The organism is Burkholderia sp. PAMC 28687 (assembly GCF_001577465.1).
Classification (GTDB): Bacteria; Pseudomonadota; Gammaproteobacteria; order Burkholderiales; family Burkholderiaceae; genus Caballeronia.
The window spans coordinates 676265-690723 of sequence record NZ_CP014506.1 but is presented as its reverse complement, the minus strand read 5'-3'; the positions used below and the strand labels follow the sequence as shown (position 1 = coordinate 690723).

Below are 14459 nucleotides of genomic sequence, written 5' to 3'. Positions count from 1 at the left end.
TCGATAATGAAAACCATCGGCATCTCCCCTGCCCGGCGCGCGTTTCTCCGCGATGCACTTGCCATGGCGCCCGCCGCCGTCGCGGTTGGAACAGGTGTGGCCGGTTCCACGCTCGTGAAGGCGGCCGACGACCAACCTTACAAGCCGGCCTACTTCACCGCCCAGGAATGGACCACGCTCAATGCGCTGGTTGACCGGCTGATTCCCGCCGACGCGCAAGGCCCGGGCGCGGTCGAGGCCGGCGTGGCCGAGTTCATCGACTTGCAGATGAACCAGCCGTATGGCTTCGGGGCGCTCTGGTACATGCGCGGCCCGTTCGTAAGAGACACATCGCCGCTGATGGGCTACCAGCTCGAATTCTCGCCGCGCACGCTGTACCGTTCGGCGCTCGCCGGTTTCGACAAGGCGGTCATCGCCAGGCGCAACAAGCCTTTCAACGATCTCGACGATGCCGGCAAAGATGCGCTCATCGGCGAACTCGAACACGGCAAGCTGGCAATCGGCGACGTCCCGCCCGCCGACTTCTTCGCGCAGTTGCTGCAGAACACGCACGAAGGCTATTTCTGCGATCCGAAGCACGGCGGCAACAAGCACATGGACGCGTGGCGAATGATCAATTTCCCGGGCGCACGCGGCGATTACATCGACTGGGTCGAACAATACGGCAAGCGTTATCCGCTGCCGCCGGTTTCAATCGGCTGAACGGGGCGCCTGATCGTTGCCCGGTTTTGGAACCGGTTCCATAAGCGCAGATGCTGACAAACAAGGACACATTGCATGGCCGATTTAAAGATGAAGCCCGTGGGACGCCGTGATTGTCGGCTTCGGCTGGACCGGCGCCATCATGGCGAAGGAACTGACCGAAGCCGGCCTGCACGTGGTTGCACTGGAGCGTGGCGCGTATCGCGACACCTACCCGGACGGCGCGTATCCGAAGACGCTCGATGAGCTGACCTATTTGCAGCGCTGGAAGCTGTTCCAGGACATGTCGAAGACGAGCTTCACGTTCCGCCATTCCCTGAACGACACCGCGTTGCCGTATCGGCAGATTGGCGCCTTCAAACCCGGTGAAGGCGTGGGCGGCGCGGGCCTGCACTGGTCCGGCCAGCATTGGCGCGTGTATCCGGAAGAACTTCGTCTCAAGTCGCACTACGAGGAAAAGTACGGCCGCAAGTTCGTGCCAAACGGCATGACGCTGCAGGACTTCGGCGTAACTTACGAAGAGCTGGAACCGCACTTCGATTTCGTCGAAAAGATGATGGGAACGTCGGGCCAGGCGTATCGCGTGAAAGGTCAGATTGTTGCGAACGGCGTGGGTAATCCGTTCGAAGCAAACCGCTCGGACAACTTCCCGCTGCCGCCGCAAAAGACGCCGTACACCGCGCACCTGTTCGAACTCGCCGCGCGTGAAGTGGGTTTTCATCCGTTTCAGGAACCGTCGGCGAACGTTGCGCAACCCTACACGAACCAGTACGGCTGCCAGATGGGTCCGTGCAACTTCTGCGGTTTTTGTTCGGGCTTCGCCTGCTACAACTACTCGAAGGCATCGCCGAACGTCAACATCCTGCCTGCGCTGAAACAGGTGCCGCTGTTCGAATTGCGATCGAACTGCAACGTGCTGCGCATCAACCTGGACAGCAGCAAAAAGAAAGCGACGGGCGTGACATATGTGGACATCAAGGGCAATACCGTCGAGCAGCCCGCAGCGCTCGTGATTGCCAGCACGTTCGCGTACAACAACGCGCGGCTGTTCCTGCTCTCGGGCATAGGCAAGCCCTATGACCCGAAAACAGGCCAGGGCGCAGTCGGCAAGAACGTCGCCTATCAGACGATGTCCACCGTGCGCATGTTCTTCGGGCCAGGAAAGAACACGAACGGGTTTATTGGTGCCGGTGGCAACGGCGTGGCATTGGACGATTTCAATGCCGACAACTTCGATCATGGTCCGCTCGGCTTCGTGGGCGGCGCGCCCGTCTGGTGCAACCCGGCCGGCGTAAAGCCGATCTCCGGCATTCCTGTTCCGACCGGCACGCCCAAGTGGGGCGCGCAATGGAAGACGGCGGTGAAGGACAACTACACCAATACCGTCTCGTTCGATGTTCACGGCGCGAACATGGTCTACGCCGACAACTATCTCGATCTCGACCCGACCTACACCGACAGCTTCGGCCAGCCGCTGTTGCGCTTCACCTTCGACTGGAAAGAAAACGATATCCGCATGAGCCAGTACGTCACCGGTCAGATGCAGAAAGTCGCCCACGCGATGAACCCCAAGTCCATCCAGACGAGCGTGATGAACATCGGCGATCACCTCGACCTGCGTCCGTACCAGACCACGCACTGGGCAGGCGGCGTCGCGATGGGAACCGACCGCAACACGAGTGTGCTGAACCGCTACCTGCAGAGCTGGGACGTGCACAACGTCTTTGCGGTAGGCTCGGGCGTGTTTCCTGTGGGTATCGGCTATAACCCGACGGGACTCGCGACAGCGCTTGCCTACTGGTCGGCGAAGGCGATCCGCGAACAATATCTGAAAGACCCGCGTCCGCTGGTCGATGCCTGAGGCGAACACGATGACATCATTCACCCGGGTTTTGAGCGGGCTCGCGCTTGCTGTTTCCTTCTCTTTCGCGGCACATGCGGCGCAAGCCGCGCCTCTCACTGCCGATCAGCAGCAGGTTGCGCGCGGCGAGTATCTGGCGCATGCAGGCGACTGTATCGCGTGCCATACCGGGCATAACGGCAAGCCGTTTGCCGGCGGTCTGCCGATCCAGACGCCGCTCGGCAAGATCTATTCGACCAACATCACGCCGGATGCGAAGACTGGTATCGGTACATGGAGCTACGACGATTTTGCCGCGCTGATGCGTCACGGCGAGACGAAGTCCGGGTACGCCGTTTATCCGGCAATGCCGTATCCGTCGTATTCACGCGTGAACGATACCGAGATGCACGCGCTCTACGCCTACTTTCAGCATGGCGTTGCACCCGTCGAGCAGGCCAATCGCAAGAACGATATTCCCTGGCCGCTTTCCATGCGATGGCCACTGAAGATCTGGCGCGCCGCGTTTGCACCCACGCCCGCGCCCTACGCCGACACCGCGAGCGACAGCGTCTCCGTTGCACGCGGGGCGTATCTGGTGGAAGGGCTGGGTCATTGCGGCAGTTGCCACACGCCGCGCGGCGTCGGCTTGCAGGAAAAAGCGCTGACCGGCAACGACTCTTCAATCTATCTTGCGGGCGGCGGCGCCATCGACGGATGGATTGCGCCGTCGCTGCGCAACGAACACGGCGGCGGCCTGGCGGACTGGAGCGAAGCGGATATTGTCGAGTTCCTGCGCAGCGGCCGCACGCCCATGACGGCATCTTTCGGCGCCATGAACGATGTCATAGTCGATTCGACGCAGTACATGACCGGCCAGGATCTCGAGAGCATCGCCCGGTATTTGAAGTCGATGCCTGCGCGCAGGACGCAGGCGAAACCCTACGCGTACGACCCCGCGATCTCGCGCGTGCTGTATGCGGGCGAAGTGCCGCCCATGCCCGGCGCGCAGATTTACCTCGACCGGTGTGCGGGATGCCACAAGTCGAACGGCAAGGGCAATGGCAAGGCGTTTCCGGCGCTGGCGGGCAACGCCGTGCTGCAGACATCGAACCCGACGTCGGCGATACACATCGTGCTCTCGGGCGGCGCGATGCCAGCCACGCGAACCGCGCCTTCGAGGATGACCATGGCGCCGTATGCCGATGTGCTCAACGACCAGCAAATAGCGGACGTGGTGTCGTTCGTGCAGACGAGCTGGGGAAATTCAGGCGGCAAGGCGACGGCGGCAGACGTCGCAAAGATCCGAAAGACTGCGCAGCCGGTGAGCGCGGAAGGGTTCTCGATGGCCGAGCCTGAACTGCATCACGCCGCGCCGGACGATCAGGCATCGGGCGGGCAGTAGTGGACGGCCGGGCGCTAGCAGAAGCCCGGCCGTTTCAACGTTCAATCTTCGAAGGCTTCAACCTCATGCCGCTTGCCGAGCAACATGGCGTCTGCGACATGCTGCAACGGGCTGACATCGACATCGCTTGAACCCGTCGAGATCAACTCGAAGAACCGGTCATAGAGGCTCGGATATTCCCGCTCCTTGCCGAGATCCTTCACCTCTTCATCGATCTTCAAGAACTTCCCGCCCTGCGCCAGGTGCAAGACGCCACTGCGGGTCGTCACCTCGATCTGCCACAACTCTTCCGGACCAAACCGCCAGTCGAATTCGGCGCGGATCGGCGTGCCGAGCGCATCGCTGAAATCGAGGTTTGCGGCGATCGGATTGTCCCTGTTGGCCGGAACGAACAACTCCGCCGACTTCAAGAAGAACGCATGCGGCAAGATGCGCGTGACGATGGACAACGCGTTGATGCCGGGATCGAACACGCCCAGTCCACCCGGCTGCCAGATCCAGTCCTGCCCCGGATGCCAGCGGCGCACGTCCTCTTTCCACAAGACGTTGACCGATGTGATCGTCTTGTCCGCAAGCCATGCACGCGCAGTTTCAACGGCCGGCGCATGACGGGAATGCCAGGTCGCGAACAGCGTGCATTGCTTTTCCCGCGCCAGGGCAGCCAGCACCTGAACTTCGGTCACGCTTGCACCCGGCGGTTTTTCGAGCATCACGTGCTTGCCCGCTTCGAGCGCCGCGCGTGCCTGCGCAAACCGCACTTGCGGCGGCGCGCACAGCGACACGGCCTGCAATTGCGGTTCGGCCTTCAGCATCTCCCCGACATTCTGATAGTTGTTGACCCCGTCGATCCGCGCATTCCTGCTCGCGCCGGCAATGAGCCTGTACCCCGGATTCCCGGCTATAGCAGGTAAATGCTGATCGCGAGCGATCTTGCCGACGCCGGCAATGCCTATGGCGACCTGTGCAACTTGCTCTGTCATGGATGGACCTTAAAGATATCGTCGTTGATCTGGTGCGTGCAACGCGCCGCCAGTCCAGGCTTAATGCGAATGCCGCGGCACATCGGCACCCCGACATCCTACGAGAAAATCGAAATCGCAGCCCTGATCGGCTTGCAGAACATGATCGACGTAAAGCTTCCGATACCCGCTCGTATCCGCCGGCGTGACGGTCTGCGCTTCCGCCCAGTCGGCGAGACGCGCGATGAGTTCAGTCTCGCTGACGTCGAGGTGCAATATGCCGCCCATGCAGTCGAGTTCGATCCAGTCTCCGTCCCTCACCACCGCAAGCGGGCCACCCGCACGCGCTTCGGGCGCCACGTGCAGCACGACGGTGCCGTACGCCGTGCCGCTCATGCGTGCGTCCGAGATGCGCACCATATCGGTCACGCCTTGTGCCAGCAGCTTCGGCGGCAAACCCATGTTGCCGACTTCCGCCATGCCCGGATAACCTTTCGGGCCGCAGTTCTTCAGCACGAGAACAGAGTCCTTCGTGACATCGAGTTCGGGGTCGCCAATGCGCGCCTTGTAGTGATCGAAGTTCTCGAACACGACCGCGCGGCCGCGATGCTTGAGCAATTCGGGCGTCGCGGCCGACGGCTTCACCACGGCGCCATTCGGCGCAAGGTTGCCGCGCAGGATGCACAAACCACCATCGGCGACGAGCGGGTTATCGAGCGGCCGGATGACCCCTTCGTCGTAGATGGGCGCCTCTTTCGTGTTCTCCCACAGCGACTGGCCGTTCGCGGTGAGCGCATCGGGATGCGGCAGCAAGCCCGCTTCGCCAAGCCGTCGGATCACGCCCGGCAAGCCGCCCGCGTAATAAAACTCTTCCATCAGGAAGCGGCCGGAAGGCTGCAGATCGACCAGCGTCGGCGTACCGCGGCCGATGCGCGTCCAGTCATCGAGTTCGAGATTCACACCAATGCGACCCGCGATCGCCTTCAAATGAATCGCCGCATTCGTCGATCCGCCGATCGCCGCATTCACGCGGATCGCGTTCTCGAACGCTTCTTTGGTCAGCAGCTTCGACAACCGCACGTCCTGCAACGCCATCTCCACAATGCGCATGCCCGACATGTGCGCAAGCACATAGCGCCTGGCATCGACGGCGGGAATTGCCGCGTTGTGCGGCAGCGTGACGCCGAGCGCCTCCGCCATGCATGCCATGGTCGATGCCGTCCCCATGGTGTTGCACGTGCCTGCCGAACGCGACATGCCCGCCTCCGCCGACATGAATTCGTGCAGCGTGATCTTGCCCGCCTTGACCTGCTCGCTGAGCTGCCACACGACCGTGCCCGAACCGATGTCGCGGCCATGATGCTTGCCGTTGAGCATCGGTCCGCCGCTTACCGCGATGGCCGGCACGTCGCAACTCGCCGCGCCCATCAGCAACGCGGGCGTGGTTTTATCGCAGCCGACGAGCAGCACGACAGCATCCACCGGATTGCCGCGGATCGATTCCTCGACGTCCATGCTGGCGAGGTTGCGCGTGAACATCGCGGTCGGGCGCAGATTGGATTCGCCGTTCGAGAACACCGGGAACTCAACCGGGAAACCACCCGCTTCGAACACGCCGCGCTTTACATGCTCCGCGAGCTTCCTGAAATGCGCATTGCACGGCGTGAGTTCGGACCACGTGTTGCAAATGCCGATGATCGGCTTGCCCTGGAATTCATGATCGGGAATGCCCTGGTTTTTCATCCAGCTTCGGTACATGAAGCCATTCTTGTCGGCCGTGCCGAACCATTGGGCGGAGCGCAGCGGGCGTTTTGCGTCTGACATCGATTTTTCCTTGACCGTTTCTATTACTATTCAAAGCTTCATTCGCCCGAACGCACCGCGCGTCCGGAACCGTTTTTCATGTCGATAGCTGAGTCAGCTCCGTGACCCGAGCGCAGCGGGATCTGCTTTGGTCGCGTCGTCGTGTTGCCGTGTTGCCCGCCACCTGAGCTTCAGCTTTGATCCCGCCCGTTCACCCGACGCCGTTCCATCCGACTTGCGCCGGGCCGCATGCCGTTCTATCAGGCGCTGCAACAGGCAGAACGCACACAAAAGCGCGCCAATCACAATGCGGGTCCACCACGAACTGAGCGTGCCATCGAACGTGATCAGCGTCTGGATGGTTCCGAGAATGCCGACGCCGAACACCGATCCAATCACATAGCCCACCCCGCCCGTAAGCAAGGTTCCGCCGATGACCGTGGCGGCAATCGCATCGAGCTCCATGCCCTGCCCTTGCAAGCCGTATCCCGAGAGCACGTACAGCGTGAACACCACGCCGCCGAGCGCCGAGCAAAATCCGCTCAGCGCATACACGCCGACCTTCGTGCGTGCCACGGGCAATCCCATCAGCAATGCCGAACGTTCGTTGCCGCCGACCGCATAGACGTTACGCCCGAAACGTGTGAAATGCGCGACGAAGATGGCAAGCACAAGCGTTGCAATGGCGATCAGGCTGCCGGCCGTGAGCGAAGCACCGTGTATATCGATGTGAAAACCCGACAGCGCGTGAAAGCTCGGGTCGTTGATGGTGATCGATTGCGTGGTGATCAGGAAACACGCGCCGCGCGCGAGGAACATGCCCGCCAGCGTGACGATGAACGGCTGCAGCCTGAAGAAGTGGATGAGCGCGCCCATGGCCGCTCCGTACAACGCGCCGAAGACAAGCACGAGCGGCACGATGACCCATATGGACCAATGCAGGCGTTCGGCGAAGACGGCGCAGAGGATCGTCGTCAACGCCACCACCGATCCCACCGACAAGTCGATGCCGCCCGACACGATCACAAAGGTCATGCCAATTGCGACGATCAGGAGAAAGGCGTTGTCAACGAGCAGGCCCAGCAGCACTTGCAGCGAGAAAAACCCGGTGTACATCGCAGAGCCGAAAGCGAACAGCGCAACGAACAGAACGACGGTGACGACGATTGGCAACGTGCGCGGATCGACCAGGCGATCAAGGAAATTCCTCATTTGGCGGCCTCTGCAAGGGGCTTCCTGGCAACGTGGGGAAAGGCGCGGCCGAGTTGTCGCACGATCACCGTACGAGCGCTCGCAGACTGGATCACGCTGACGACCAGCACCACCGCGGCCTTTACAACGAGCGTAGCTTCAGGCGGCACGCCTATCGAATACGTGGTGTATGTGAGCGTCTGGATGATCAATGCGCCGAGCACAGTGCCGGCAAGGCTGAACTTGCCGCCGAGCAGCGACGTGCCGCCGAGCGTGACGGCGAGGATCGCATCGAGTTCGAGCAACAGGCCCGCATTGTTGCCGTCGGCGCTGCGCACGTTCGAGCTGATCAGGATTCCCGCAATAGCCGCCGTGAGACCGGAGAACGTATAGACCCCGAACACGATCGCGCTCGAACGCAAGCCAACGAGTTTCGTCGCGACCGGATTGATGCCGATCGCGCGGATGAACATGCCGAGCGCCGTGCGGTTCATGAGCAGCGCGGTCCCGGCAATCGCGGCCACCGCAACCCACACGGAGCACGGTATGCGCGCCAGATAACCGCCGCCGACCACCAGATACCCCGGCGCCCCGATGGGAATGATCTGGCCGCCCGTGAGCAGCTGCGCGACGCCCCGCCCGGCCACCATCAGGATCAGCGTCGCGATGATCGGCTGCATGCCGACAAACGCCACGAGCACGCCGTTCCACATGCCGGCAATCACGCCCATGACGAGCGCAGCGGCAAGTGCTTCAGCCACATTCGCGGGATTGTCGGCGAGGATGCTCGCGGCCGCCGCGCCCGCGATGGCGACGACAGCGCCAACGGAGATATCGATGCCGCGTGTCGCGATCACGAGCGTCATGCCGAGGGACACCAGCACGAGCGGCGCCGCACGATTGAGGATATCGATGGGCGCGCCGAACCAGTGGCCATCGAGTACGGAAATCGAGAGGAAATGCGCGTTCTGGCTCAGGTCGAGCAGAATCAGCAACACGAGCGTGAGAGCCGGCCATACGAGAGGATGTTGCAACGTTGCCTTGATCGGGTTCACAGGCCGCCTCCTGCAATCAACCGGTACACCTGGTCTTCCGACGTCGCGTGCCCCTCGACTTCCGCCACCTTGCGCCGGTCGCGCAGCACCGCGATCCGATGGCTCACGCGCACCACTTCGTTCACCTCCGAGGAGATGAACACAATGCCAAGGCCTTTCGCGCACAGCGCCAGCACACGATCCATGATTTCGAATTTGGCTGCAACGTCGATACCGCGCGTGGGTTCATCGAGAATCAGCATCTTCGGCTCGGTCGCAAGCCAGCGCGCGAGCAGCACCTTCTGCTGGTTCCCGCCAGAGAGAAGTCCGATTGGCTGCTCTGCGTCGCGAGCCTTGATGCCAAGCCGCCCGATATAGTCATCGGCTATTTCGCGTTGTTTCGCCTTCCCTATGACGCGCCACCAGCCGCGTTGCACCTGCAGCGCAAGCACGATGTTCTCCCGTATGGAAAGCTCCGCAACAATGCCTTCCTTCTTCCTGTCCTCGGGGCAATACCCCACGCCGCGGCGCACGGCATCGCGGGGCGAGCGAAGTTTCACTGCCTTCCCGCCAATGGACATGCTGCCCGCGTCCGAACGCTCAGCGCCAAAAAGCAGGCGCGCGGTCTCGGTGCGGCCGGACCCGAGCAGGCCCGCGAGGCCGAGGATCTGGCCGGGCTGCACGTCTATATCGATGGGATTCATTACGCCACGCCGGCCGCTGCCGCGCATGGTGAAGAACGGCGGCACCAGACTCTTCTTTGCCGGCGGTTCGTCAGCCGCGCGTTTCAGGCGCTCGGTCATGCGTTCATGGCCCACCATCTTCGAAACCAGCAGTTCCACCGGCAGATCGCGGGCCAGATATTCGCCTTCACGCTCGCCATTGCGCATGACCGTGATGCGGTCCGAGACCGCGTAGGTCTGCTCGAGAAAATGCGTGACAAAGAGGATTGCGATGCCCGATTGCTTGAGCTTCTGCAGCACGCCGAAAAGCCGCGCGACTTCTCCTTCGTCGAGGCTCGACGTGGGTTCATCGAGAATCAGCACGCGCGCATCCACCGATACCGCTCGCGCGATCGCAACCATCTGCTGCACCGCGATCGGGTAGGTATCGAGTGACTTGGTCACATCGAGATATACGTTCAGGTCGGCCAGCGCCGCCTCGGCACGCGCACGAATGGTCTTCCAGTCGATCGCGCCATGCCGTTTCGGCTGCCGTCCGGCAAACACGTTTTCGGCGACGGACAGATTCGGACACAGGTTCACTTCCTGATACAGCGTCCTGATTCCAGCCGCTTCCGCATGGAGCGGCGTTGCGAAACTGACCGCCTCGCCACCCAGCCGGATCTCGCCGGCGTCGTGCGCGTGGACGCCGGTGAGTACGTTGATGAGGGTCGACTTGCCGGCGCCGTTCTGACCCATCAGCGTATGGATCTCGCCGGGCAACAACCGGAAGTCCACGTTCTGCAGCGCCTTGACGCCCGGGAACGACTTCGAGATACCGATGGTTTCGAGGATGGGCGAAGCGATCATGGAGTCTCGCCGCTCAGTATTTACGCTGCGGCAGGATCTGCGCCGCGACGCTCATGGGGAACACGGTTTCGTCGGTGACGATGCGCTTGGGCAACTCCTTGCCCGCCACCACTTCTTTCACCGCGGTCATGAGTTGCGGGCCGAGCAGCGGACTGCATTCGACGTCCACATTGATCTTGCCGGCCACCATGGCTTCGAAGCCGCCCTTGGTGGCGTCGAACGAGACCACGCTCACGTCCTTGCCCGGCTTGACGCCGGCTTCTTCCATGGCCTGGATCGCACCGAGCGCCATGTCGTCGTTATGCGCGTAGACCACGTTGATCTGCTTGCCGTAAGTCTTGATGAAAGCTTCCATGACCTGCTTGCCGCCGGCCAGCGTGAAGTCGCCGCTTTGCGAAGCGATGACCTTGAACTTTGGATCGTTCTTGATCACTTCCAGCAGCCCGGCACGACGGTCATTTGCGGGCGCGGAGCCGACCGTGCCCTGCAACTCGGCAATGTTGATCGGACCGGCTTCGTTCTTGTAGCGCTCTTCGAGCCATTTGCCCGCGCGCCGGCCTTCTTCCAGGAAGTCCGAACCGATCATGGTGACGTACAGGGACTTGTCCTTCACGTCGATATTGCGGTCAGTGAGGATCACCGGAATCTTCGCGGTCTTCGCTTCGATGAGCACCGGTTCCCAGCCGGATTCGACCACCGGCGAAAACGCGATCACATCGACTTTCTGGGCGATATAAGAACGGATCGCCTTGATCTGGTTTTCCTGTTTCTGCTGGGCATCGGAGAATTTCAGATTGATGCCGGCATCCTTGGCCGCGCTTTTGACCGATACGGTATTGGCGGTGCGCCATGCGCTCTCGGCGCCCACTTGCGAAAAGCCCAGGGTGATTTTCTTGTCGTCGGCCTGGGCGTTCAGGCTTGCGCCCAGCAATAGCGCAGAACCAAGCAGCGCACCAATGGCTGCGCGTCGAGCATGTCTCATGGTCTCCGATTTATTTGTGTTTGTAATCGGTACTGCCGCGCTTCTTTGCCGCTCATGCGGGATGGGCGGTCATTGGACGCAGGACGTACCGGAACGAAGCGTAGCGCCGGGGTGCATGGCGGTCCAATCAGTTATTTGGCATTTGCGATACCAGGAATGGTATGGCGGAGGGGTGGTGGCCGAGCGGCGGAACGATCCGTGCGCCCGCTTTATCCAATGTGCGAATGTTTCACGCGCGCAGGTGAGACTTCCATGGTCGTCAGTTCCTGGACGATGCCGCAGTCACCCACGGCTTGCTCCACCGCGCAGCGGCTTCGCAAACTGATCAGCTGCGCCTTCAACTGCTGCAATTCCTCGATCCGATGATCGACGTGCGAGATGTGTTCATCGACCAGTGCGTTGATGGCGCCGCACTGCTGCGCCGGCTTGTCCGTCAGTCCCAGCAGGGCCCTGATCTCGTCATGCGCCATGTCGAGCGCCCGGCAATTCCTGATAAAACGCAGCCGCTCGACGTGGACAGCCGAGTAATCCCGATAATTCCCTCCCGTGCGTTCGGCATCGGGCATCAGGCCTTCTTTCTCATAAAAACGGATCGTTTCCGTCGTGCAACGTGCGCTTTTGGCGAGTTCTCCGATTTTCATGCGACCTCCGTGTTAGTGCTTGACCTTGAAGTGGCTTCAAGGTGTCTACTAGAACACAAATCCAGTCAGGAAGCCACGATGTCCGATACAACCAAAGACCCAGCACATGCGGAGCACGACCACCATGAGCACCACGGGCACGACCATGCAGAACACGACCACGCAAGCCATGCTCATGAAGGGCACGGTCAGGCCCATACAGATTCCTGCTGCGCGTCCGCCTCTTCCGCGACCATGGCAAGTCTTTCCGGACTGCAACGCGTCGGCAGCAACATCCGCACGCCGATCCGGATCATGCAGATGGATTGCCCGACCGAAGAGACGCTCATCCGCAAGAAGCTCGGTGGTATGCAATCCGTCAAGGGCATGGAGTTCAATCTCATGCAACGGGTTTTGACGGTCGAGCACACCCCTGATTCCCTCGATACCGTCGCGGACGCAATCCGCTCGCTCGGCTTCACGCCGGAAATGCCGGACTCGGCCGGCAAGCTCGATGCATCGATTGCCGAAACTCCGAAACCATGGTGGCCGCTTGCGCTTGCCGGCGCTGCGGCCATCGGCTCGGAAGCGGCGAGCTGGCTTGGCGCCTCGACGTGGCTGTCGGCGGCGCTGGCGATCATCGCCGTGCTCGCCTGCGGTGTGACAACCTACAAGAAGGGCTGGGTTGCGCTTTCCAACGGCAACCTCAATATCAACGCGCTGATGAGCATTGCCGTGACCGGCGCGCTGGTTCTCAGGCAATGGCCCGAAGCGGCCATGGTCATGGTCCTCTTCACGGTTGCCGAGCTCATCGAAGCGAAATCGCTCGATCGCGCGCGCAACGCCATTCAAGGACTCATGCAACTCACGCCTGAAACGGCGACCGTGCGTCAGGCGGACGGCACGTGGGCCGATATCGATGCAAAGACAGTATCTGTCGGATCGGTGGTTCGGATCAAACCCGGCGAGCGTATCGGTCTGGATGGCACCGTGCTTGCCGGCCGTTCGACGGTCAATCAGGCGCCGATCACCGGCGAAAGCCTTCCCGTCGATAAAACCGAGGGCGACGCGGTCTTCGCCGGCACCATCAACGAAGCAGGATCGCTCGAGTTCGCGGTGACGGCCGTCGCTGGCGACACGACGCTCGCGCGCATCATTCATGTGGTCGAAGAAGCGCAAGGCGCAAAGGCGCCGACGCAAAGGTTTGTCGACCAGTTCGCTCGGGTCTATACCCCGATCGTGTTCGCAATCGCACTCGCTGTGGCGATCCTCCCGCCGCTTCTCGCGGGCGGAAGCTGGCACGACTGGATCTATAAGGCACTCGTCCTGCTCGTGATCGCGTGCCCCTGCGCGCTCGTCATTTCGACTCCGGTGACGATCGTGAGCGGCCTTGCCGCGGCGGCGCGCAAAGGCATCTTGGTCAAGGGCGGCGTGTATCTGGAAGAAGGCCGCAAGCTCGCGTGGCTCGCGCTCGACAAGACCGGCACCATCACGCACGGCAAGCCCGTACAAACCGATGCCGAACTTATCGACGGAGAGGGTTCCGCAGAGAACCGCCGGATCGCCGCAAGCCTTGCCGCAAGATCGGATCATCCGGTGTCGCAATCGATCGCGCGATCGGCGCAAGAGGATCTAGTCGAGCTTCACATGGTCGATGAATTCGAGGCCATTGCCGGACGCGGCGTGCGCGGGGTGATCGAAGGCCGCTCGTATTCGCTCGGCAATCATCGGATGGTGGAGGAATCCGGCTTGTGCTCGCCTTCTCTTGAACTGCGCCTCGAAGCACTCGAGCGCGAAGGCAAGACCGTCGTTGCGTTGAGCAACGAACGCGAGGTGCTGGCGCTCTACGCCGTCGCCGATACGGTCAAGGACACGAGCCGCGAAGCAATCGATGATCTGCATAGCCTCGGCATTCGTACCGCCATGCTGACGGGCGACAATCCGCACACAGCGAAGACGATCGCGCAGGAAGTCGGTATCGATGAAGCACGCGGCAATCAGCTTCCCGAAGACAAACTCAAGGCGATCGTCGATCTCGGCGCCGATGGGTCGGTCGTCGGGATGGTGGGCGACGGCATCAACGACGCCCCGGCGCTTGCACGCGCGAACATCGGCTTTGCGATGGGCGCCATGGGAACCGACACAGCCATTGAGACCGCGGACGTCGCGCTCATGGACGACGACCTCCGCAAGATTCCGGCGTTCGTGCGTTTGTCAAAGGCGACGCACGTCATCCTGATTCAGAACATCGTGCTGGCGCTCGGGATCAAGGCGGTGTTCCTGACGCTGACGCTCATCAGTTTGGGAACGATGTGGATGGCCGTTTTCGCCGATGTCGGCGCGAGCTTGCTGGTGGTTGGTAACGGGCTGCGGTTGTTGCGCAAGTAGCGG

Annotated in this window: 12 protein-coding genes; 4 read left to right on the top strand and 8 right to left on the bottom strand. The window is 61.7% G+C overall.

Features of this window, described 5'->3' with window-relative positions:
• Positions 1–6: 6 nt before the first annotated feature.
• The 3 genes from AX768_RS18505 (at position 7) to AX768_RS18495 (ending at position 3947) form a co-directional block, all read left to right on the top strand.
• Positions 7–702: a gluconate 2-dehydrogenase subunit 3 family protein gene (locus tag AX768_RS18505; RefSeq protein ID WP_062001561.1), complete on the top strand. Its 696-nt coding sequence runs from the start codon at positions 7–9 to the stop codon at positions 700–702.
• A gap of 142 nt (positions 703–844) precedes the next feature.
• Complete coding sequence (locus tag AX768_RS18500) at positions 845–2563, top strand: GMC family oxidoreductase (protein WP_082779019.1); 1719 nt, start codon at positions 845–847, stop codon at positions 2561–2563.
• Positions 2564–2573: 10 nt separating this feature from the next.
• The gene (locus AX768_RS18495; protein ID WP_082779018.1) at positions 2574–3947 is read left to right on the top strand and encodes a c-type cytochrome; all 1374 of its coding nucleotides are present in this window, start codon (positions 2574–2576) and stop codon (positions 3945–3947) included.
• A 41-nt stretch (positions 3948–3988) separates the two neighbouring features.
• Here the strand turns inward: AX768_RS18495 and AX768_RS18490 are convergent, their stop codons facing one another.
• From AX768_RS18490 to AX768_RS33740, 8 genes are all read right to left on the bottom strand, one after another.
• Positions 3989–4927 carry a Gfo/Idh/MocA family protein gene (locus AX768_RS18490; protein ID WP_062001559.1) on the bottom strand — a complete coding sequence of 313 codons (939 nt, stop codon included), beginning with the start codon at positions 4925–4927 and terminating at the stop codon, positions 3989–3991.
• Between the two features lie 60 nt (positions 4928–4987).
• On the bottom strand, positions 4988–6730 hold the full coding sequence (locus AX768_RS18485; protein WP_062001558.1) for an IlvD/Edd family dehydratase: 1743 nt from the start codon (positions 6728–6730) through the stop codon (positions 4988–4990).
• Between the two features lie 93 nt (positions 6731–6823).
• Complete coding sequence (gene yjfF / locus AX768_RS18480) at positions 6824–7921, bottom strand: galactofuranose ABC transporter, permease protein YjfF (protein ID WP_062001557.1); 1098 nt, start codon at positions 7919–7921, stop codon at positions 6824–6826.
• Positions 7918–8955 carry an ABC transporter permease gene (locus AX768_RS18475; RefSeq protein WP_062001556.1) on the bottom strand — a complete coding sequence of 346 codons (1038 nt, stop codon included), beginning with the start codon at positions 8953–8955 and terminating at the stop codon, positions 7918–7920. Before AX768_RS18475 ends, yjfF begins: the two co-directional genes overlap by 4 nt.
• The gene (locus AX768_RS18470; protein WP_062001555.1) at positions 8952–10466 is read right to left on the bottom strand and encodes a sugar ABC transporter ATP-binding protein; all 1515 of its coding nucleotides are present in this window, start codon (positions 10464–10466) and stop codon (positions 8952–8954) included. The genes AX768_RS18475 and AX768_RS18470 overlap by 4 nt, the downstream gene beginning before the upstream one ends.
• 13 nt (positions 10467–10479) lie before the next feature.
• A complete protein-coding gene (locus AX768_RS18465) occupies positions 10480–11448 on the bottom strand; it encodes an ABC transporter substrate-binding protein (RefSeq protein WP_062001554.1) in 969 nt (322 codons plus the stop codon).
• A 209-nt stretch (positions 11449–11657) separates the two neighbouring features.
• The gene (gene cadR / locus AX768_RS18460) at positions 11658–12089 is read right to left on the bottom strand and encodes a Cd(II)/Pb(II)-responsive transcriptional regulator (RefSeq protein WP_062001553.1); all 432 of its coding nucleotides are present in this window, start codon (positions 12087–12089) and stop codon (positions 11658–11660) included.
• A gap of 48 nt (positions 12090–12137) precedes the next feature.
• Positions 12138–12287 carry a hypothetical protein gene (locus AX768_RS33740; protein ID WP_231941518.1) on the bottom strand — a complete coding sequence of 50 codons (150 nt, stop codon included), beginning with the start codon at positions 12285–12287 and terminating at the stop codon, positions 12138–12140.
• Between the two features lie 36 nt (positions 12288–12323).
• Between AX768_RS33740 and AX768_RS18455 the strand changes: the two genes are divergently transcribed.
• Positions 12324–14456: a heavy metal translocating P-type ATPase gene (locus tag AX768_RS18455; RefSeq protein ID WP_231941517.1), complete on the top strand. Its 2133-nt coding sequence runs from the start codon at positions 12324–12326 to the stop codon at positions 14454–14456.
• Positions 14457–14459: the final 3 nt, after the last annotated feature.